This window comes from Eubacterium sp. AM46-8 (genome assembly GCF_003466705.1).
In the GTDB taxonomy this organism is placed as follows: Bacteria; Bacillota; Clostridia; order Lachnospirales; family Lachnospiraceae; genus Lachnospira.
The window spans coordinates 1-22,264 of record NZ_QSEU01000020.1; the positions used below are offsets into that span (position 1 = coordinate 1).

Genomic DNA, 22,264 nt, shown 5'->3' on the forward strand with positions numbered 1-22,264 from the left:
ACTTGCATGTGTTAAGCACGCCGCCAGCGTTCATCCTGAGCCAGGATCAAACTCTCATAAAAAGTTTGCCTCGTCAGTTATAAACTAACTAGCTTAAATAGTTTTACCATCAAGCAGAATGCTTGATTGGACTTTACTGTTTAGGTTCGTGTATCTTTCGATACTCGCAAGATTCATTAATGAATCATTTTAAAATTCTCAAAGAATTTCAAGGTTGTCTTTCTATTCAGTTATCAAAGATCTGTATTAAGGTCATCAGCTTTTCTCGCCGACAGCTTAATTAGGATATCATCGCCAATCTTGTTTGTCAAGAACTTTTTTACTTTTTTGTCATATTTTTTCAAAGTGACAATATCTTGTATGTCAAGCCCTTTCACCAGCACTATTTGCATCAGCTTCTTGTGCATTATGCTCATAAGTACCTTTGGCAAATAAAAAGCCATTCATATTTAATGAACGGCTTTAGCGGAGAGGATGGGATTCGAACCCATGCGCCCGTGAAGACAAACGGTTTTCAAGACCGCCCCGTTATGACCACTTCGGTACCTCTCCATAGCTATTTAATTGTGTCGCACCAGCGACTTGATTATATTATCATCACGGTGAAACTTTGTCAACAGCTTTTTTAAAGTTTTTTTATTTTTTTCAAGTATTTCCGAAGAACCTTCAGAAGCTTCTGATGGTGCATTATTTTTCATATGCATATGTGCCGTCATCTGCTTTATGTAACTGGCTTTGGCTGTTCCAACAAGTCCTTCCAGAGGATTTAATACTGCTTCTGACTTGTCTCCTAATACATAGGGTCTGAATAACAGTTCATTAATCCAGTATGAGCCTATCATTATTAATATCATTATCAACTCAAGAATAAATCCGAATGCTACTGATGTCTTTATAAACATACTTGTCTTCATTCCTGAACCACTATACTGTACTGCATATGATATTATTGCCTTAGTATCTTTAATCTCAGAATTGCCAACAATTAAAGCAAGCATAAGACTTATAAAATCAACTAAAGAAACTATTATAGCTGCAGCTCTCACAAGCTGTGAACTGTTCCATACATATAAAGCCAGAGCTGCTATGGCAAGCATAAGGCACAACACGCCAAAAAAATTATATGAAATCATATTTTTTGTTATCGAATATGTATCAGCCTGACTTCCTGCCTGTTGTACCAATGCATCTGATGGTTTTATTCTGTAAAATGGAAAGAACGCAAATATAAACGCCCACACAGACGCTATCGCTCCGACAACATTTATTCTCTTAACTGAAAAACTGCTCATACCTGTCTCCTTATTAAAGATTCAATATTATTATCTATTAAAATGTATCCTTTATAAATATTTCTGCTGTATTCATATCTTCTGGCGTAGTAATCTTAATATTCCTATAATCACTATTAACCAGTTTTATGCGATACTCTCCATACCTTTCAAGCACCATTGCATCATCTGTAACCCCATTAAATCTACCACCTGCATACAACTTATCATATGATTCTTTTATTATATCATATCTAAACACTTGCGGTGTCTGAATCTGCACAATGTACTTCTGTCTGGCGTCTCTGCAGCAAACCCTTCTGCATCTGCTATCTTAATTGTATCTTTAACTGGAACTGCCGCTATGCATGCACCATTTTTAACAACATTTGTATAACAATCGTCTATAAGTTTCTGGCTTATACATGGTCTTGCACCATCATGTATGAATACATACCCCGGCTCTTTAATGCACTGAAGTCCCTTATAGACAGAATCATAGCGCTCCATGCCACCCTGAATCACCATTGAGACTTTACTCAGTGTTTTATCAAGTATGTTCTCTTTGGCATAATCAATATATTCTTCTGCTGTTACAAGTATTATGTTGTCTATGTGAGAATTATCCTGAAACGCTTTCAGAGAATAGTATATAACCGGTTTTCCAGCAAGCATCAGATACTGCTTGGGAATGTCGCTATTCATTCTTTTGCCGCTTCCTCCTGCAAGAACAATTGCTGTATTCATTATATACGCTCTCCTAACTTGAGGTTTGGCACGGCATTGAGATCATAACCATGACGCACTCCTTTTATATACTCATAATATGCTGCTGCGCCTATCATTGCCGCATTATCTGTGCACAACACAGGCGATGGTGAATAAAATCTGATGTTATTCTTAGCGCACTCCTCCTGTACTGCTGCCCTTAACGCAGAATTTGAAGCAACTCCGCCGGCTATTGCAAGCTTGTCCATACCACATTCTTTTGCCAGTTTAACAGCTCGCGATACTAATGCGTCCACTACTGCTCTCTGGAAAGACGCAGCTACATCCGCACGATTAATCTCTTTTCCCTGCATATTGGCTGAATTAATGTAATTAAGCACCGCTGACTTGATTCCACTGAACGAGAAATCATATGGTGCATCATCAACATGTGCTCTTGGAAACTCTATTGCTTCAGGATTGCCTTCCTTGGCAAGCTTGTCTATCTTTGGACCTCCCGGATATCCTAATCCGATTGCTCTGGCTACCTTGTCAAACGCTTCTCCTGCCGCATCATCTCTAGTTCTTCCAATTATCTCATATTCTCCGTAATCATTAACTTTAACCAGATGTGTATGTCCACCAGAGACAACAAGAGCCACAAATGGTGGTTCAAGTTCTTTGTTCTCAACATAATTGGCGCTTATATGCCCTTCTATATGATGTACCCCAACTAATGGTTTATTCTTTGCAAATGCTATGGCTTTAGCTTCTGCTACTCCCACAAGTAAAGCTCCGACAAGTCCCGGACCATATGTAACACCTATTGCATCTATATCATCAAGCGTAACACCCGCATCTGTCAATGCCTTTTTAATTACCGGATTAATATTTTCTATATGCTTTCTTGACGCGATTTCAGGAACTACTCCGCCATACTCTGTATGTATAGCTATCTGGGTATTGATTACATTAGACAATACCTCTCTTCCATTCTTTACAACTGCCGCTGCTGTCTCATCACAAGAGCTCTCTATTGCAAGAATAAGCACATCTTCTTTATCCATATTATTATCTCCTATCAATATGTATAGCTAATATCTATATATGTCTGCTAATCTTCATCATTAAACTTTAATTCTACTGTTCTTCCGTCGGTTGCTGCTATTGTAGCTGGGAATATCTTCCTTGCCTTATCAACATAATCCTGCGGCCTTACTAGCGACGGACTGTAATGTGTCAGCCACATTTCTTTAACAGAAGCCTTCTTTGCAAGCTGTGCTGCCTCTGTGAATGTCATGTGTTTGTATTCCCGTGCCTTAGCTTCTTTACCATCTTCTCCATACATTCCCTCACAGATGAAAAGATCAGAATCCTTGGCATTATCTACTATTGACTGAACAGGTCTTGTATCCGTACAATATGTGACTTTAAGACCTTTTCTTGTCTCTCCCATTACCATATCAGAGGTATATTCTGTATCATCTATTGTAACTGTAATTCCATGCTGCAGCTTATTCCACATACTGCATGGGATTCCCAATGTTCTTGCTTTTTCTACATCAAATTTGCCAATTCTTGGTATGCTTATTGTATATCCATAACATGTAACCGCATGGTTAACCCTGAATGCATCTATCTCATATCCGCATAGTTCCAGATGCTCCTGTGGGCCTGTCAGTTCTATAAGATTCAGCTCAAATGGCAATTCTGGTGCAATTACTCTTAAAGATGAAACTACCTTGCCAAGCCCCTTAGGTCCAACAAGTGTTAGAGGCTTTTTTCTTTCTGAATTGCCTATCGTAAGTAAAAGTCCCGGAAGTCCACTTATATGATCCGCATGATAATGTGTAAAGCATATAACATCTATCGGATTAAAACTCCATCCCTTCTGCTTAACTGCTATCTGGGTTCCTTCTCCACAGTCTATCATAAGGCTGCTTCCATTATAACGTGTCATAAGCGATGTCAGCCATCTCCCCGGCAAAGGAAGCATTCCGCTTGTTCCCAGCAGACATACATCTAACATTAACTGCACCTCCTTCTTTTATTGTATATCAACTGTTTTGGACATAATAACTGCGTCCTCAACTGGTTTTTCATAAAAATTTTTTCTTATTCCTATATTCTTATACCCCATTTTTTCATAAAGGGCTATTGCTGGCAGATTGCTCTGTCTGACTTCAAGGAAATATGATGTGACATTCTTGTCATCACCATACTTTTCCATTGATTGCATAAGCATCTGTGCTATGCCGCACTGCCTGTAATCCGGTGATACTGCCATGTTGGTTATATTACCTTCTCCAAGCACAGTCCACATACCACAATATCCGGCAATTACTCCGTCTGCTTCGCACACCAGATACACATTGTCCTGATTCCTGCACGCATCTGCAAATGATTTCTGCGACCACGGAAGTGAGAATATCCCTTGTTCTATCAGTGCTACTGCAAATGTATCATCTTCCATCATTGGTCTTATCACATATTTAAGACTCATGCTGTGCTTTCTCTCTTTCTGCCTGTGAAGGGCGCAGATAATCAGGCTTTAACTCATCAGCATCTGTATATTGACCATTATCTGCCATCTGCTTTGCTAAAAGTGCTACAGAGCCGGCTCTCTGTGTTTTGATATGAGCTGGTGCAAGTATACATTTGTCGCCAAGCTGCTCTTTAAGGACATCTCCTGCAACATCTACACCATCACCTACTAATACAACCTGTCCATCAAGTCCCACAAGCTCTTCTGCAAGCTCTTCATATGAAGCAAGATTAACATCTCTTACTGTAACAAGCTTTTCGCCGTCAAATGTATATATTCCGCTGTACAGATGCTTTCTTCTTGCATCCATTACAGGGCATATATATCTGCTGTCTCCATATAAATTATATGCCATAGCCGCAAGTGTCGGTACTGCCACCATCTTTTTGTCAAGCGCAAGTGCAATTCCCTTGCCTGTAGCCGCACCAATTCTTAGGCCCGTGAACGAACCCGGTCCCTTTGATACTGCTATAACATCAACATCATCAGGCTTTAACTGAACCATTGAAAATATCTCATCTATCATTGGAAGAAGTGTCTGTGAATGTGTCATCTTATGATTAATTGTGTATTCAGCCACCAGTGTATCATCTTCAAGAATCGCAACTGATGCTGTAACTGCTGAACTTTCTATCGCTAATATTCTCATACTGCCTCCTGCCCGATAGTTATTTTTCTGTAATCAAAGCCTTTCTCAAGATCTTTTTCTATAACTATCTCTATCGCATTATCTGGAATTATCTCCTGTATAAGAGTGCTCCATTCAATAAGGCACACCCCGTCTGAATAGAAATATTCCTCATATCCAAGCTCATCCATCTCTTCAACATCGCCAATTCTGTATACATCAAAATGATACAATGGCAGTCTGCCTTCATGGTATTCCTGAATAATTGTAAATGTAGGGCTGTTGACAGGCTCTTCTATTCCAAGACCTTTCGCAAAGCCCTGCGTAAATACTGTTTTTCCGACACCTAAATCTCCATTCAGACAGTATATCTGCCCCGGAAGAGCCTTCTTACCCATCTCATATCCTGCTTCAAATGTTTCTTTAGCGTTAAATGTTTCTTTAATCATATTATTCCTATCTGCTTACTTAAGCCACAGCCTTAGCAAGCTTATCCATATTAACCTTAACCTGAAAAGGCTTTAATTTCTTCTGACACATTTTAACAAAAGGAACTGCCGCCTCACCCATACTGTTAACTGTAAGCACATTGGCTCTGACAGATGAAAGATACAGAATAAGATTGCTTCCTGTGAATCTTATCTTGTATATCTGCTCCCATGCAAGTTCTTCTGACATATCACCCTGGCTTACAATTATCTTGTCTTCCCCGGCACTATAATGCATAGGTTCTTTAAATGCTGCAACTGTTTTCATCTGCTTCTTTGTTCCAAACCTCATATTAACAATTGGATAAAAGAAGAAAAATACTCCAAAAAGTCCCATCATGACTATATATTTAGGAGACATTTTGAATATTACGCCAAGCACGCACATAACTATTGCAAATGCTGCAAATACATATCCAAATACTCCGCCGACATTGTGAAAAACATGATACATCTTGAAATCATTAAGTGCTTTCTCTGTAATTACGCTGTCAAATTCAATTCTATCTTCCATACAATACTCCTATTAATGCATGAACTTAGCAAGACCTGAAAGGTTAAGACCTTCCTTCTTAGGCTTTCTGTCCTGTCTGTTTCCTTTGCCGTTGTTTCTGTTATTCTTATTATTGGAATTATCCTTAGTGTACTTTCTATTAGCTGCCTCTTTTTCATCAAGTATCATTGAAAGTGAAATTCTTGCCTTCGGGATATCAACATCTATAACCCTTACATCTACGACATCTCCTACACTTACAACATCAAGAGGGTGCTCAACTCTCTTTGTACTGCTCATCTGGGAAATGTGTACAAGTCCGTCCTGATGCACTCCGATATCAACAAATGCTCCGAAATCAATAACATTTCTGACTGTTCCCTTAAGTATCATGCCCGGTGTTAAATCCTTCATATCAAGAACATCTTTTCTTAATATAGGCTTAGGCATCTCATCTCTTGGGTCTCTTCCCGGCTTCTCAAGTTCTTTAACGATATCTTCAAGTGTCATTGTTCCTATTCCAAGTTCATCCGCCATCTTGGCAAAATCTTTAACTTTGCTCTTAAGTCCTATAAGTTCTCCTGATGTTATTGAATTAATATCATAACCTAAAAGTGCAAGAAGCTTTGTTGCTGCCTCATAACTTTCAGGATGTACGCTTGTTGCGTCTAACGGATTATCGCCGCCTGATATTCTCATGAATCCGGCACACTGTTCAAATGCCTTAGGTCCAAGCTTTGCAACCTTTAAAAGCTGCTTTCTGTTCGTGAATCTGCCGTTAGTCTCTCTGTATTCAACTATATTCTTAGCTACTGCCTTAGATATACCTGATATATACTCAAGAAGTGAGGCTGACGCTGTATTTAAGTCTACTCCAACCTTATTAACGCTGTCCTCAACAACTCCTGTAAGTGTATTCTCTAACTTCTTCTGGTTCATATCATGCTGATACTGACCTACTCCGATTGATTTAGGGTCAATCTTGACAAGCTCTGCCAATGGATCCTGAACTCGTCTTGCTATTGAAACTGCACTTCTCTGTGCCACATCAAAGTCAGGGAATTCCTCTGTTGCAAGTTTACTTGCTGAATATACAGAAGCCCCTGCCTCGTTAGTGATTACATAATCAACAGGAAGATTCATCTCATGTATCATATCTGAAATAATCTTCTCTGATTCTCTTGAAGCTGTTCCGTTACCACACGAAATAAGATTAACGTGGTACTTATCTATAAGCTTCTTAACCTCAGCCTTAGATTCAGCCACCTTATTGTGTGGTTCTGTAGGGTATATAACTTTAGTTGCAAGCACCTTGCCTGTAGGATCTACAACTGCAAGCTTACAGCCTGTTCTGAAAGCCGGATCCCAGCCAAGAACAACCTTGCCGGCAATAGGTGGCTGAAGAAGAAGCTGTTCAAGATTCTTTCCAAAGACTTTGATTGCCCCATCCTCTGCTGTCTCTGTAAGGCTGCTTCTTATCTCTCTTTCAATAGCTGGTGCGATAAGTCTTCCATATGCATCTGCAATACAGTTCTTAAGGTACTCTTCTGTAAATGCATTATCCTTTAGAATATTCTTCTCAAGATATCTTAATATTCTCTCTTCTGGTGCTTCTACCTTAACAGTAAGGAACTTCTCATCCTCTCCTCTGTTAATTGCAAGGATTCTGTGTCCCGGAATTGTTGAAAGTGCCTCGCTATAATCATAATAATTCTCGTATACAGACTCAGCCTTTTCATCTTTGGCTGTTACAACAAGCTTTCCTTCTTTCATTGTGATGTCTCTGATATATGTTCTGTAATCTGCAACATCTGATATCTGCTCTGCAATTATATCTAATGCACCTGCTATTGCATCCTGTGCTGTAGCAACTTCCTTACCCTCTTCATCACTGATAAATTCTGCTGCCTTGACTTCTACATCTTCTGTAGCTTCCTGTGCATATATGAACTGTGCAAGTGGTTCAAGACCTTTCTCTTTCGCAATTGTTGCTCTTGTTCTTCTCTTCTGCTTGTATGGTCTGTAAAGATCTTCAACAAGAACCATTGTCTCTGCTGCTGTAATAGCAGCCTTAAGTTCTTCTGTAAGCTTTCCCTGCTCTTCAATGCTTGCAAGGACCTGAGTCTTTCTGTCTTCAAGGTTTCTTAAATACTTTAATCTCTCATCAAGGTTACGGAGCTGTTCATCATTTAACGCTCCTGTAACTTCCTTTCTGTATCTCGCAATAAAAGGAATTGTGCATCCCTCATCTATAAGTTTAACAGCAGCTTCTACCTGCGTAACTTTAATTCCCAGTTCTTCTGCTATCTTCTTTTTGATATTCATTAATATTCCTCCGTTTTCCTACGCATATCATATCTGATTATATCAATTTCATCAAAGTTTATCAACAGTTGCATAAACGCAAGAATCCCCGCACTCCATGTGCGGGGAAAAGCAATTTACTTCATATTCTTTTTCATCTTGTCAAGTTCATCATCTACACTTGATGTATAACTGCCGCCTGTCTGCTCTGACTTATCTTTCTTGGACTTTTCTGACTTATTGTTAGCAAACAATACCTTTGCAACCAATCCGGCGCCGCCAAATATAAGAACAAGTATAAGAATCCATTCATACATTGTAATAGTTACAAGCCAGATTCTTGTTGACGCAACAATTGCCGCAATTATAAGTATCACTGATAGTACGGTAAATACTTTAGATACAAATGAGCCGCCTGAAGCAAACATCCATACAACTCCAATTATTAACGGTACCATAATAAGGCCTGATGAGAACCTGCCACCCCATAATGAAAAAAATCCATATGATGAAGACACCATTACTTTCTGCGACAATATGTACAATCCAACAACAAGCATTATTACGCCGCCGACAAACTGTAACAGTTCATTCTTAGCTTCCTTCATATCCCATATCCCCCTGTTTACTTATTATTCTTCTGGAACGAATACTCCATAGATAGTCTTAATCGCATCCTCAAAGTATCTGTTTCTTACACCAATGATGATGTTAAGCTCTGAAGATCCCTGATCTATCATTTTAACATTAATCTTGGCTTTTGCAAGTGCTGAGAAGATATTGCCAGCAATACCTGTACTGTTCTTCATTCCACGTCCAACTACTGCAATAAGCGCAAGGTTAGCTTCAAGTTCAACAGAATCAGGATTAACTGCCTTATGAATCTGCGCAAGGACCTTCTGTTCCTTCTCTACGAATTCATCCTGATGAACAAATACTGTCATAGTATCAATTCCTGAAGGCATATGTTCGATTGAGATTCCGTTATCCTCGAATACTGAAAGAACCTTCCTGCAGAATCCTATTTCTGAATTCATCATATCCTTGTCAATGCTGATTGCAACGAATCCCTTCTTACCTGCAATACCAGTAATTGTGTATTCTGGCATATTACATGTTGTCTCTACAATCATTGTTCCCTTATCTTCTGGAGCATTAGTATTCTTGATATTGATAGGAATACCACCCTTTCTTACAGGGAAGATAGCTGATTCATGAAGCACTGATGCACCCATGTATGAAAGCTCTCTTAATTCCTTATATGTAATAACGTTGATTGGCTTTGCATTATTTACAATTCTTGGATCTGCTGCAAGGAAGCCTGATACATCTGTCCAGTTCTCATACATATCAGCCTTAAGTGCTCTTGCAACGATTGATCCTGTTACATCAGAACCGCCTCTTGAAAATGTCTTAACCTTTCCATTTGGCATTGCTCCGTAAAAACCAGGTACAACTGCTCTTTCAATATTAGCAAACTTTGCTTCACACACTGCATTAGTCTTTTCTGAATCAAACTCTCCATCCTTATCGAAGCAGATAACTGTAGCCGCGTCTATGAACTCATATCCAAGATAGTTAGCCATGATAATACCATTAAGATATTCACCCCTTGAAGCTGCATAATCTTTTCCTGCAAGTGCCTCAAAATTCTTCTTAATTGTCTCGAACTGTTCCTTTAATGAAAGCTTAAGTCCAAGCCCCTTGATAATTTCATTGTATCTTTCCTCAATTGCCTTAAGGCTCTTCTCAATATTCTTACCAGCTTCTGCCTCTGCATAACATTTGTAAAGCATATCAGTAACCTTAGTATCCTCTGGAAATCTCTTTCCAGGTGCTGAAGGAACCACATACTTTCTGTCCTCATCAGCACGGATAATATTGCCAACCTTCTTAAACTGCTCTGCGCTTGCAAGTGAACTTCCACCAAATTTAACTACTTTAACCATTACTTTTCTCCCTTATATTATTACTGTAATTTAGTATCATCTATTCTGATTCTGCTTATAACAGAAACCTTATCCTTAGCATCTTCAAATGCTCTCTCTGTCATCGGCTCTGTAACAAATCCAAACTCTCCGTTAATTCCATCAACCTTAACAACCTGTCCTTCGCCAAATGCTGCCTTGGCCGCCTGGACATCATCGCCCTGGATTCTTACAAAGAATCTTCTTGTCTCGTCAAATGTATCACCGAGTTCCTGCTTTACCGAGCTCCAGATTGTCATAACATTTTTGCCCTTATGTTTAACACAGTCAACTACATCTGATACTACAGCACTTGCTGTTGGAAGCTTTCCTGCTCCTGCTCCAAAGAACATTACATCACCTAACACATTGCCATGTACATAGATTCCGTTAAGAACGTCATTAACATTATATAATGGATGTGTGCTGTCAATCATGAATGGTGCTGTGATTGCATATACTTTGCCATCCTTGCTGTAGCTTGTTGCAAGAAGCTTGATAACGCTTCCAAGCTCTTTAGCATATGCAAAATCCTCATTAGAAATCTTAGTTATTCCCTCTGTATACACTTCCTCAAATTTAACAGTATTGCCAAATGCAAGTGATGTAAGAATCGCTATTTTTCTGCATGCATCGTAACCTTCAACATCAGCTTCCGGATTTCTTTCTGCATATCCGAGTGCCTGTGCCTCTTTAAGAACCTCCTGATATGAGATTCCTTCTCTGCTCATCTTAGTAAGAATATAGTTAGTTGTTCCATTAAGAATACCTGTAATCTTAGTAATCTCATCTGCTGTTAAAGACTGGTTAAGCGGTCTGATAATTGGAATTCCACCGCCTACTGATGCCTCAAACATGAAATTAAGTCTTCTTTCTTTAGCCATCTCAAGAAGCTCAGGACCATGTGCAGCAACAAGTGCCTTATTAGATGTACACACGCTCTTTCCTGCTTCAAGTGCCTTCTTAACAAATGTAAATGCTGGCTCTACACCACCCATAACCTCAACAACAACCTCTATCTCAGGGTCATTAATTATAAGATCTATATCATGAACGATTTTATCCTGAATTGGATCTCCCGGAAAATCTCTTAAATCAAGTACACTCTTAACCTCAATAGTATCTCCTGCTCTCTTTGCAATTGAAGCACCATTGGTATTTAATACCTCAACCACTCCTGATCCTACTGTTCCATAACCTAACACTGCAATCTTTGCCATATCTGCCTCCGTTTTCTTTAATTGCTTATATATCAGATAGATGCATCACTGCTTAATATCTTAAGATATCTTACCCCTTTAAGTCTTTCTATCTGCTCTATCATTTCTGAAGAATCTCCTGTAGTCGGAAGAATATCCACACTAAGCGTCAGTGATGCAATCCCATTAACCGGAATTGTCTGATGAATAGTAAGAATATTTGCCTTGAATTCTGCAACCTTCTTCAATACCAAGGAAAGCAGCCCTGGTTCATCGTCCATAGACAATACAAATGTAATGGTTTTCCCCTTTACATTCTCTCTAAACGGAAAAATATCATCCTTATACTTGTAATAAGAACTTCTGCTTATTCCAACTTTCTCTGTAGCATCTGCAACAGATATATTTTCAGTCTCAATAATTCTGTTCGTCTCCGCTACCTTAAGCAGAACCTCAGGCAGAGCCTTTTGCTTAACGACATAATACTTAATATTATCTGCCATACTGCGTCTGTACCTTTCTAGTGTCCGTTTTGTGAAGACAATTGTATTTCTCTGTCTTTCCACGATATACAACTGTCTATTGCACAAAGAATATTACCATATATGTATACACATTGCAAGCATATAATTATATTCTCTGCACGAGTAGCGCAGATGCCATAACTTCGTTATGGCATTGTCGCGGTGCTTCTCGAATATACTTAACAAAAGGACAGGCCATGCAAGCATGCCTGTCCTTTCATTAAGTATATTCTCCGCGCTACTCGCGCAAAAAAAGCCCTCACACAACGGGAGAGGAATGTGAGGGCTTCTCGCTTCTTTTGAAGCTATATAAAAACAATGCCGCAAATACATTGTTCTTACCATATTGAATTGTATCTATATTATATAATCTTACTTCTTATTAATCCATGAATATTGCTACCCAGTAAAGGTATCCTTCTGAATCTGCTGCAATACCCACACCAACTCTGTTGTACTTAGTACTTGTCATGCATGCATAATGTGTTGCTGAATTATGCCAGCCATCTACTATCTCAGCGGGGCTTGTCTGATATCTTCCCATAACCTCGCCAAAGTATCCAGCCTGTCCATAATCGGAACAGATAGAAGAAGCATTGCTTCCATCCGGTCTCTTATGCTTGCCATTCTCTATAACAAAATAATCATTATCTGCGTTCTCTGAGGCTCTGACCTGTGCCATGGTGTTAAGAACTGCATCGTACACTACTGGTGCTGCTCCTGCTGCCACTCTTTCAGAATTAATTCTGTCAATAACTTCCATTACAATCGTATTCACAACTGGCTGTACTTCCTTAGGCTCTTCTATGTAAGCAGCTTCTTCAGTTACATCCTGAGCCTGTACTTCTGGCTCTGTAGCCTGTGTTTCTTCGACATCTTCTTTCGCTGATTCGGAAGCTTCGCTCTCTTCTTTTGCAGCTTCTATCTTAATTGCTGTTGTTTCCTGTGTTTCTTCGACATCTTCTTTTACTGGAGATGTCTCAGTCTGTGGTTCTGTCTCAACCTGCTGTGCTGTTTCCTGCTCTGTAACAGCATTAACAACAACCTTGTCCATAATATCAAAGCCAGCTGCACCTGCTGTATTCAATGCAAATGCTGTGCCAACACTAAATACAAGTATTGCAACCGTTATTGTTTTAATCAAGTTCTTAGAATTATTCTTTTTCATAATCAGTTCCCCCGTTGAACTATAATAAAAAAGGCATCCGATAACCGGATGCCTGAATAATACGAATCATTTGCGTTGATTGTAATGCAACCGGCTGTCATTCTGATATATAAATATCAGTTAAGACCCTTGGCTTTGCGTCACAGCCTTTCGACTGCTTTGCCAAAATATTAATTTGTCTCTACTTTAGTATAATACCACTTTTTACCAATTTGTAAATAGGACAAATGAATTATTTTCTTTCTCTGTCAAATACACTTGCAAGATATCTCATGCACTCAAGCTCATGCTGTCCTAACTGGCCTTTCTGCATACGCCATTTCCAGTTATTACCCATGCTTGATGGCAGATTCATTCTTGCCCAATTTCCAAGCTTAAGAATGTCCTGGGCAGCAAATACTGTAAGAACAGCAACACTTGAATACGCAGCCCTGAATACCTGGTCAACCATTTTTTTCTTATCTCTTGTATCAAGATAGTCATAAGCATATCCTAACTCCCAGTCGCCCCTGTTCTCAAAAAAGCCAAGCAGAGTTTCATTATCATGAGTTCCACCATAGCATACAAGATTCTGGGTATAATTATAAGGAAGATGAGGATTCTTTCTGTCTCCACCAAACGCAAACTCAAGAACCTTCATTCCCGGATAACCGTTATCTTTAAGAATCTTCGCAACCTCAGGAACTTCAACACCTAAGTCCTCAGCAATAATCTTCTTATCACCGATTGATTCATTGATTGCATCAAGAAGCTTCTGTCCCGGTCCCTGTCTGTATTCGCCCTGTCTTGCATCCGGCATGTCTGCAGGAATTGTGTAATACTTAACAATTCCAATAAAGTGGTCAATTCTGATAACATCATACAGTCTTGCAGATGCTTTCATACGCTTTCTCCACCAACTGAAATCATTAGCTTCCATTTTCTCATAATCATATAATGGATTACCCCACTTCTGACCTGCATCTGAGAAAGCATCTGGTGGAACTCCTGCCACCTTAATTGGTGTGAGATTCTCATCCAACTGGAATTCACCCTGATTAGCCCATACATCAACGCTGTCATAACCCATGTAGATAGGAATATCTCCTATAATCTCTATTCCGTTATCATTAGCGTATTTCTTAAGTGCAGTCCACTGTCTGTAGAATTCAAACTGTATGAATTTCCAGTATCCTATATCATCCGAAAGTTGTTCTTCATAGTGTCTCATTGCCTCAGGCTTTCTGAACTTTATATCAGTTTCCCATTCACCCCATGAAACATTGTTAAAATAAGACTTCAACGCCATAAACAGCGCATAATCCTCAAGCCAGTCTGCATTATCTTTAACAAAATTATCAAACTGCTTATAAAGCGGAAGTCCCTTGGCAAGAGTCTTCTTGCTTTCTATACATGCAGCCTTGAATCTGTTATAAGCAATTCTTAATATATCAAACCTGTTATTATAGACCTTTTCATAGCTTACGTATCTGTCATCACCGATATTGCCATCTCTGTATGTTCCAAATCTTCCATTTATTGCATCATCTTCTGAAACATTAACCGGAACAACCCCATCTCCCCAGTCTCTTGCAATAACCTCTGACTTTAATAAAAACCCTTCTTCAATAAGCATATCGAGGTCAACAAAATATGGATTGCCTGCAAATGCTGAGTATGACTGATATGGACTATCTCCATATGTAGTTGGTCCTAATGGCAGAACCTGCCAGTATTTGTGATTACATTCTTTTACAAATGCCACAAAATCATATGCATCCTTGCCAAATGTTCCTATACCATAAGGTGATGGCAATGAACTTACAGGCATAAGTATACCTGCATTTCTTTTAAACTTTGTTTCAACCATAAGCAATACCTCACTCCTCAGTCTTTCCTGTACTGATCCATGTTAAATATGCATTAATGAACGGATCAATATTACCGTCCAGAACACTTCCTGCATTAGCAACTTCCTTATTGGTTCTGTTATCCTTAACCATTGTATATGGCTGAAGAACGTAACTTCTTATCTGGCTTCCGAAATTAATATCCTTGACATCTCCTCTGATTCCAGATAGATTCTCTGCATTCTCAGCTTCCTTTAAAAGATAGAGCTTAGCCTTTAACATCTGCATAGCCTTATCCTTATTCTGATGCTGTGACCTCTCATTCTGACACTGTACAACAATTCCTGTTGGAAGATGCGTAATTCTGATTGCTGATGACGTCTTATTAATGTGCTGTCCACCTGCACCACTTGAACGATATGTATCAATTCTTAAATCATCATCATTAATCTCAATATCTATATCCTGATTAATATCGGGCATTACGTCACACGATACGAAAGATGTCTGTCTCTTGCCTGCTGCATTAAATGGCGATATTCTTACAAGTCTGTGAACACCATGTTCAGACTTTAGATGTCCATATGCATTTTCCCCTCGTATCTCTATAGTAACTGACTTAATTCCTGCCTCTTCACCTTCAAGATAATCAAGTGTCTCTGTAGTATATCCGTGACTTTCCGCCCATCTTGTATACATTCTGAAAAGCATCTGGCACCAGTCACAGCTTTCTGTTCCGCCTGCTCCTGCATGAAGCGTAAGAATGGCATCACATGCATCATGTTCTCCTGAAAGTAATGTCTCAATCCTTAAACTTTCCATCTTATCTTCAAGATTCGTTATCTCTTCTTCTATCTCCGGAATAAGAGACTGGTCATTAGATTCTTCTGCCATCTCAATAAGTGTCTTGACATCATCAAGTCCTGTTTCAAGCTCATTATATCTTTCAAATGCATCCTTTAAGCCTTTAAGCTCTTTCATTGCATTCTGTGATTTATCAGGATTGTCCCAGAATCCCGGAGATTCCATATCAGCCTCTAGTTCTTCAATCCTTTTCTGCTTATTGTCAAGATCCAGAGAATTCTTAATCTGAGCCATAGGCTTATCGTATCCTGAAATTCTGTATCTAAACTGGTCTAACTCTACCATATGTCCTCCAAAATAATAGGCGCGGACGCTGATATTTCAAGCATTCCGCGCCCTGATGTCTCTTATAAGCTTATGCCTGTCTTCCGCAGCAGTTCTTATATTTCTTGCCACTTCCGCATGGGCATGGATCATTAGGATATATCTTCTTCTCTGTTCTTCTCGCTGGTCCCTTAACAGATGGTCCTTCATCCTTATTAGTACCTGTTACCTTGGCAACCTGTTCTCTTTCAACCTTCTGTTCTACCTGAATATGCATAAGAAGTCTTACAGTATCCTCTGTAATTCCTGCAGTCATCTCATCAAACATGTCATAGCCCATCATCTTATACTGGACAACAGGATCTCTCTGACCAAGTGCCTGAAGACCTATACCCTGCTTTAACTGATCCATATCATCGATATGATCCATCCACTTTCTGTCAATTACCTTAAGAAGGATTACTCGCTCGATTTCTCTTATCTGCTCAGCCTCTGGGAAAAGTGCTTCTTTATCTTCGTAAAGTTTAACTGCCTTCTCCTTAAGATCATGTATTAATTCATTCTTATTCTTAATATCTTCTCTATATTCTACTTTCTCAATAGGAATAGTTGGAAGGAGAAGCTCATTAATCTCATTATAATCCCATTCATTAGCATCTTTATCTTCACTTACACAACGGTTAACTACATTTTCCACATAATCAGTTATCATCTTCATAATAGAATTACGCATGCTTTCGCCGTCAAGAACTCTTCTACGTTCTGCATACATAATCTCTCTCTGTTCATTCATAACCTGATCATATTCAAGAAGGTGGCTTCTGATACCAAAGTTATTAGTCTCAATCTTTTTCTGGGCTGTCTCTATAGCCTTGCTTAACATCTTATGCTCAATCTGCTCATCCTCAGATACTCCAAGACTGTTGAATATATTCATAAGTCTTTCCTGTGCAAACAGCCTCATAAGATCATCTTCAAGAGATATATAAAATCTTGATTCACCAGGATCTCCCTGTCGTCCAGAACGACCACGCAGCTGGTTATCAATTCGACGGCTCTCGTGTCTTTCTGTACCGATAATCTTAAGACCACCGGCAGCAACAGCTTCCTCATCAAGCTTAATATCAGTTCCTCGACCAGCCATGTTAGTAGCAATAGTAACTGCACCATGACGACCTGCCTCTGATACTATCTGTGCCTCAAGTTCATGATACTTGGCATTAAGTACATTATGAGGTATGCCCTTCTTTCTTAGCATCTCGCTAAGAAGCTCAGAAGTCTCAATTGTTATTGTACCAACAAGGACTGGCTGTCCTTTTTCATGTGATTCAATAACAGACTGTACAACTGCATTGAACTTACCCTTCTTAGTCTTGAATACAGCATCATTATAATCAACTCTTATAACAGGCTTGTTAGTTGGAACTTCAACAACATCCATGTTATAGATTTCACGGAATTCCTTTTCCTCTGTAAGAGCAGTACCTGTCATACCTGCTTTCTTCTCAAACTTATTAAAGAAGTTCTGGAATGTAATAGTTGCAAGAGTCTTACTTTCTCTCTTAACCTTAACATGCTCTTTCGCTTCTATAGCCTGATGAAGACCATCTGAATAACGACGGCCTGGCATAATTCGACCTGTAAATTCATCGACGATAAGTACCTCGTCATCTTTAACAACATAATCCTTATCTCTGAACATAAGATAATGTGCACGAAGTGCAAGTGTAACATTATGCTGGATTTCAAGATTTTCAGGATCTGCATAATTATCTATATGGAAAAACTGCTCAACCTTATGGATACCCTGTTCTGTAAGGTTAACTACCTTGTCCTTTTCATTAACGATGAAGTCTCCATCTTCTTCAACTTCCTCGTTCATGATTGCCTGCATCTTAGTTCTCTCACCCTTATATTCGCCTCGCTGTAACTGTCTTGCAAGTATATCGCAGAGTTCATATAATTTAGTGGATTTTCCGCTCTGTCCTGAAATAATAAGAGGTGTACGCGCCTCATCAATAAGAACAGAATCGACCTCATCTATAATACAGTACTTAAGATTTCTTAATACAAGTTCACTCTTATATATAGCCATATTATCACGAAGATAATCGAAACCAAGTTCGTTGTTAGTTACATATGTAATATCACTTCCATATGCAGCCTGTCTCTCTTCTCTTGTTGAGTCGTGTAATACAACGCCAACCTTAAGACCCAGAAATTCATGTATCATACCCATCTGCTCAGCATCTCGCTTAGCAAGGTAATCATTAACAGTAACTACGATTACGCCCTCTTCAGTAAGTGCATTAAGATATGCCGGAAGTGTACACACAAGTGTTTTACCTTCACCAGTCTTCATCTCAGCAATTCTTCCCTGATGAAGAATAATTCCTCCGATAAGCTGAACATGATAATGTTCCATGCCAAGCACTCTTCTTGCTGCTTCTCTTACAGTTGCAAATGCTTCTGGTAGAATATCATCAAGAGTCTCTCCCTTAGCTAATCTGTCCTTAAACTCCTTAGTCTTTCCTTTAAGTTCTTCGTCGCTTAACTTGCTATAAGATTCTCTGTAGCCTTCAATCTTATCAGCAATTGGATATATTCTTTTCAATTCATGTTCGCTGTGTGTTCCAAATAATTTCTGAGCTAATCCCATTACTTTATATATCTCCTTATAAAAGCCTATTTATGTTGTAATTGTACCACTATTTAGATATTCTATCAAGTAAAGTTAAACCATTAAAATTCTATAAATAGATTTCTTATACATATAAAGAAATACCGCCTGCCAGCACTAACCGGCAGACGGTACTCTAAAAAAGAGGATAAACCTATATGACGTGAAAAAGCATACTAATCAAGTTCTGGTTCAATCAAACCATATGTGTTGCCTTTTCTCTTGTAAACAACATTAACTTCCTCTGTCTCTGAATTAAAGAACACATAGAAATTATGTCCAAGAAGCTCCATCTGAACACATGCTTCTTCAGGATCCATTGGCTTGATTCCGAATCTCTTGGTTCTGATAATCTTAACCTCATCGTCATCATAATCTTTCTCTACAAATTCCTGTGCAAATGCTGCTGCGTTCTGCTGCTTGTCAACAATCTTATTCTTATACTTCTTTAACTGACGCTCGATAACTTCTTCGACAAGATCAATTGAAACATACATATCGCTGCTTACCTGCTCGCTTCTTATGATGTTACCCTTAACTGGAATAGTTACCTCAATCTTCTGTCTTTCTTTTTCTACACTCAAAGTTACATTAACTTCCGTCTCTGGTGCAAAGAATCTGTCAAGCTTTCCAAGCTTCTCCTCTACTGCTGACTTTAATCCCTCTGTTATATCAATATTTCTTCCTGTAATTATAAATCTCATGATGTCCAACTCCTTTACGTGTTTTATAATCGTGGGCAGAGGTAAGAATCTGATCGTAATTCCTTTCCAACCTTCTCTTTATAAAATCTATCAGACATTCTTCCTTCTTAAATCACTGTATGTGTCGAAAGAATATATACACATTCAGCTAACACGACCTAAGATACATTTCTGTATACTTATTTTATGTAAGTATTATATCATAAATTTGTAAATTAACAAGTATGTCCTTTAATTATTTTATGCACATATGTCAAGTGTCATAAGTAAGTTTTCTGATTTTTTGCAAATATTCACAAAACATTTATTCTGTTCCAAGTATACTAAATTAATAACAAAATATTGTGGATAATTGTGGATAATGTGGATAACTTGGTTGATAAGTCGTATTTTAGATAAAATCATGTTTTAAAAATGTGGAAAACTTTTCTGAGCATTTTCAAATCCTGTCAAGCAATTATTGAAATAAATACAATCTGAATTTCTTTTTGGTTAGTATGCACAAGGCTGTTTTTGTCAATAGATGTTTTAAATTTTTTTGTAGAAATATTCAGTATTTTCCTGTATTATAATAACGCTATTATTAAAATTATGTTTTATTAAGAGAGGCATATTATCATGAAAAAAACTATAGTTATAACTGGTGCTTCCCGTGGAATCGGAAGAGCCATTGCAATAGAACTCGCCGGAAAAGATACTAATATTGTTATTAACTGTGTGAATAATGTGGATAAACTAAATGAAGTCAAATCCATTATTGAGGAAAAAGGCAGTGTCTGTGAAACATTTATAGGCGATATGGGAAATTACAGTGATGTACAGAAAATGTTTGACATGTGCCTCCAGCGTTTCGGTCAGGTTGATGTGCTTATCAATAATGCTGGAATATCTGTTGTCGGACTTTTTCAGGATATGAGCGAAGATGAGTGGCACAGGATATGTAACACTAACATAGATTCTGTCTTTAACTGCTGCCATTTTGCTGTTAAAGACATGATGAAGCGACACTGTGGCAAGATTATTAATATATCTTCTGTGTGGGGATTGTACGGTGCAAGCTGTGAAGTTGCATATTCGGCAACCAAAGGGGCAGTCAATTCATTTACAAGGGCACTTGCAAAAGAACTTGCTCCTAGTGGTATTCAGGTCAACGCTGTTGCCTGCGGAGCTATTGACACAGAGATGAACAGTCATCTCTCAGATGATGACAAGGCAGAACTTGCCGAAGAAATTCCTGCAGGCCGGTTTGGAGACCCGCAGGAAGTCGCTGAGCTTGTTAAACCTCTTTCCGGCATGAACAGCTATCTTACCGGTCAGATAATAACTCTTGATGGCGGCTGGATTTAATCAGCCTGTATAACTTTTATCAATATTAATCACGGCGCGGCATTCACTCTGCTTCTCCGTGATTTTTTTCTGAATCTGTTTCTTTATCTCATCATCTGAAAGATGATAATTATAAGGAACAAGCACATCAAATATAAGATTAGTTATATATGGACCTTTAACAGTCCTGAAATCATGTATATCCAGTTCCTCACCTACTGACTTTACAACCGCAATAGTCATCTTTCGCAAATGATTTATCACCTCATCATCTGTAACTACCGGATCCATATGTATGCTTATAAAGCATTTCATGCGCTTTTCAACTCTTCTTTCAGCCATATCTATATAATCATGCGCTTCCATCATGTCCATATTAGCCGGAACCTCTGCGTGAAGCGATGCATATACTCTGCCCGGACCGTAATTATGCACAATCAGGTCGTGAACTCCTATTATATGCTTATCCTGAAGAACAATATTCTCAAGTTCCTGTACAAATTCTTTCGTTGGTGGCTGCCCAAGAAGTGGCTGCAATGTATCTTTTGCCGCACCAAAACCAGCTAATATTACAAATACTGCAACAACAACTCCTGCTATTCCATCTATATTAATATCAGAAAACAGGGTAAGAAGCACTCCTATAAGGACTACTGATGTTGCAACGCAGTCTGACAGGCTGTCTGTAGCCGTTGCCTTCATTGCTGCAGAATCTACTTTATTGCCAAGATATTTGTTGAATTTTGCCATCCACATTTTCATAAGGATTGATAACACAAGTATAATAAGAGATGGTACGGATACCTCAAGCGGCGTAGGATGAAGTATTTTTCTGAATGATGTTGTCAGCAGTTCAAAGCCCATAATTATAATTGCTCCTGATACTATGAAGCCCGATATATATTCGATTCTTCCATGACCATACGGATGTTCATAATCAGCCGGCTTTCCTGCAAGCTTAAAACCTATAAGTGTAACAATTGAAGATCCTGCATCCGATAAATTATTGACCGCATCCGCCATTATTGAAACTGATGCCGTAAGCACTCCTGCAATTATCTTTGCTAAAAACAGTATAAGATTACAGATTATCCCCACAATCCCGGCAAACACACCGTATCTTGTACGGACTTCAGGGTTCTTCGTCTTATCATAATCTTTTACAAACCTCTTAAGTAATAAATCTATCATTTCCTTCTCCTTCATGCCCTCTGGCATATTTGCATTAAGTATATACCATATTGGATTTAATTTAAAGATTCTTATTTTTTGATTTACAGTATATACACAAAAGGACTATAA

General features: G+C 38.7%; 19 protein-coding genes, 1 tRNA gene, 1 rRNA gene, 1 pseudogene and 1 riboswitch. Of the genes and pseudogenes, 1 reads left to right on the forward strand and 21 read right to left on the reverse strand.

What is annotated here, in order from left to right; genetic code table 11:
- The 20 genes and pseudogenes from DW963_RS12150 to hpf form a co-directional block, all read right to left on the reverse strand.
- Nucleotides 1-62, reverse strand: a 16S ribosomal RNA gene (locus DW963_RS12150); the annotation flags it as partial.
- Between the two features lie 404 nt (nucleotides 63-466).
- A tRNA-Ser gene (locus tag DW963_RS12160) sits at nucleotides 467-552 on the reverse strand.
- An 8-nt stretch (nucleotides 553-560) separates the two neighbouring features.
- Nucleotides 561-1,292 carry a hypothetical protein gene (locus tag DW963_RS12165; protein ID WP_117916080.1) on the reverse strand — a complete coding sequence of 244 codons (732 nt, stop codon included), beginning with the start codon at nucleotides 1,290-1,292 and terminating at the stop codon, nucleotides 561-563.
- A 37-nt stretch (nucleotides 1,293-1,329) separates the two neighbouring features.
- Nucleotides 1,330-2,018: pseudogene (gene ispD / locus DW963_RS12170) on the reverse strand (2-C-methyl-D-erythritol 4-phosphate cytidylyltransferase).
- Nucleotides 2,018-3,046 (reverse strand): tRNA (adenosine(37)-N6)-threonylcarbamoyltransferase complex transferase subunit TsaD, encoded by a 1,029-nt coding sequence (gene tsaD / locus DW963_RS12175; RefSeq protein ID WP_117916082.1) that lies wholly within the window; start codon nucleotides 3,044-3,046, stop codon nucleotides 2,018-2,020. The pseudogene ispD and the gene tsaD overlap by 1 nt, the downstream one beginning before the upstream one ends.
- Nucleotides 3,047-3,093: 47 nt before the next feature.
- On the reverse strand, nucleotides 3,094-4,008 hold the full coding sequence (locus DW963_RS12180) for a ribonuclease Z (RefSeq protein ID WP_117916084.1): 915 nt from the start codon (nucleotides 4,006-4,008) through the stop codon (nucleotides 3,094-3,096).
- An 18-nt stretch (nucleotides 4,009-4,026) separates the two neighbouring features.
- Nucleotides 4,027-4,482 carry a ribosomal protein S18-alanine N-acetyltransferase gene (gene rimI, locus DW963_RS12185; RefSeq protein ID WP_117916086.1) on the reverse strand — a complete coding sequence of 152 codons (456 nt, stop codon included), beginning with the start codon at nucleotides 4,480-4,482 and terminating at the stop codon, nucleotides 4,027-4,029.
- On the reverse strand, nucleotides 4,472-5,173 hold the full coding sequence (gene tsaB, locus DW963_RS12190) for a tRNA (adenosine(37)-N6)-threonylcarbamoyltransferase complex dimerization subunit type 1 TsaB (RefSeq protein WP_117916088.1): 702 nt from the start codon (nucleotides 5,171-5,173) through the stop codon (nucleotides 4,472-4,474). Before tsaB ends, rimI begins: the two co-directional genes overlap by 11 nt.
- On the reverse strand, nucleotides 5,170-5,601 hold the full coding sequence (gene tsaE, locus DW963_RS12195; protein WP_117916090.1) for a tRNA (adenosine(37)-N6)-threonylcarbamoyltransferase complex ATPase subunit type 1 TsaE: 432 nt from the start codon (nucleotides 5,599-5,601) through the stop codon (nucleotides 5,170-5,172). Before tsaE ends, tsaB begins: the two co-directional genes overlap by 4 nt.
- A 19-nt stretch (nucleotides 5,602-5,620) precedes the next feature.
- On the reverse strand, nucleotides 5,621-6,154 hold the full coding sequence (locus DW963_RS12200) for a YcxB family protein (protein WP_117916092.1): 534 nt from the start codon (nucleotides 6,152-6,154) through the stop codon (nucleotides 5,621-5,623).
- A gap of 12 nt (nucleotides 6,155-6,166) precedes the next feature.
- Nucleotides 6,167-8,458, reverse strand: a complete 2,292-nt coding sequence (locus DW963_RS12205; RefSeq protein ID WP_117916094.1) for a Tex family protein — start codon at nucleotides 8,456-8,458, stop codon at nucleotides 6,167-6,169.
- A gap of 116 nt (nucleotides 8,459-8,574) precedes the next feature.
- On the reverse strand, nucleotides 8,575-9,045 hold the full coding sequence (locus tag DW963_RS12210; protein ID WP_199669387.1) for a hypothetical protein: 471 nt from the start codon (nucleotides 9,043-9,045) through the stop codon (nucleotides 8,575-8,577).
- Nucleotides 9,046-9,069: 24 nt separating this feature from the next.
- Complete coding sequence (locus DW963_RS12215; RefSeq protein WP_055287412.1) at nucleotides 9,070-10,386, reverse strand: aspartate kinase; 1,317 nt, start codon at nucleotides 10,384-10,386, stop codon at nucleotides 9,070-9,072.
- 20 nt (nucleotides 10,387-10,406) lie between these two features.
- The gene (locus tag DW963_RS12220) at nucleotides 10,407-11,624 is read right to left on the reverse strand and encodes a homoserine dehydrogenase (protein ID WP_117916096.1); all 1,218 of its coding nucleotides are present in this window, start codon (nucleotides 11,622-11,624) and stop codon (nucleotides 10,407-10,409) included.
- Between the two features lie 32 nt (nucleotides 11,625-11,656).
- Nucleotides 11,657-12,106: an ACT domain-containing protein gene (locus tag DW963_RS12225; protein ID WP_012738642.1), complete on the reverse strand. Its 450-nt coding sequence runs from the start codon at nucleotides 12,104-12,106 to the stop codon at nucleotides 11,657-11,659.
- A 403-nt stretch (nucleotides 12,107-12,509) separates the two neighbouring features.
- Nucleotides 12,510-13,295, reverse strand: a complete 786-nt coding sequence (locus DW963_RS12230) for a CAP domain-containing protein (RefSeq protein WP_117916098.1) — start codon at nucleotides 13,293-13,295, stop codon at nucleotides 12,510-12,512.
- A gap of 82 nt (nucleotides 13,296-13,377) precedes the next feature.
- A riboswitch (cyclic di-GMP riboswitch) is annotated at nucleotides 13,378-13,469 on the reverse strand.
- Nucleotides 13,470-13,527: 58 nt separating this feature from the next.
- Nucleotides 13,528-15,144 (reverse strand): 4-alpha-glucanotransferase, encoded by a 1,617-nt coding sequence (malQ, locus tag DW963_RS12235; protein ID WP_117916100.1) that lies wholly within the window; start codon nucleotides 15,142-15,144, stop codon nucleotides 13,528-13,530.
- A 10-nt stretch (nucleotides 15,145-15,154) separates the two neighbouring features.
- Complete coding sequence (prfB, locus tag DW963_RS12240; protein ID WP_117916102.1) at nucleotides 15,155-16,273, reverse strand: peptide chain release factor 2; 1,119 nt, start codon at nucleotides 16,271-16,273, stop codon at nucleotides 15,155-15,157.
- 70 nt (nucleotides 16,274-16,343) lie between these two features.
- Nucleotides 16,344-18,911 carry a preprotein translocase subunit SecA gene (secA, locus tag DW963_RS12245; protein ID WP_117916104.1) on the reverse strand — a complete coding sequence of 856 codons (2,568 nt, stop codon included), beginning with the start codon at nucleotides 18,909-18,911 and terminating at the stop codon, nucleotides 16,344-16,346.
- A gap of 197 nt (nucleotides 18,912-19,108) precedes the next feature.
- Complete coding sequence (hpf, locus tag DW963_RS12250) at nucleotides 19,109-19,636, reverse strand: ribosome hibernation-promoting factor, HPF/YfiA family (RefSeq protein ID WP_012738636.1); 528 nt, start codon at nucleotides 19,634-19,636, stop codon at nucleotides 19,109-19,111.
- A 618-nt stretch (nucleotides 19,637-20,254) separates the two neighbouring features.
- Between hpf and ymfI the strand changes: the two genes are divergently transcribed.
- Nucleotides 20,255-20,983, forward strand: coding sequence for an elongation factor P 5-aminopentanone reductase (gene ymfI / locus DW963_RS12255; protein ID WP_502694432.1), 729 nt, complete (start codon nucleotides 20,255-20,257; stop codon nucleotides 20,981-20,983).
- Here the strand turns inward: ymfI and DW963_RS12260 are convergent, their stop codons facing one another.
- Nucleotides 20,984-22,153: a cation diffusion facilitator family transporter gene (locus tag DW963_RS12260; RefSeq protein ID WP_286169371.1), complete on the reverse strand. Its 1,170-nt coding sequence runs from the start codon at nucleotides 22,151-22,153 to the stop codon at nucleotides 20,984-20,986.
- Nucleotides 22,154-22,264 lie beyond the last annotated feature (111 nt).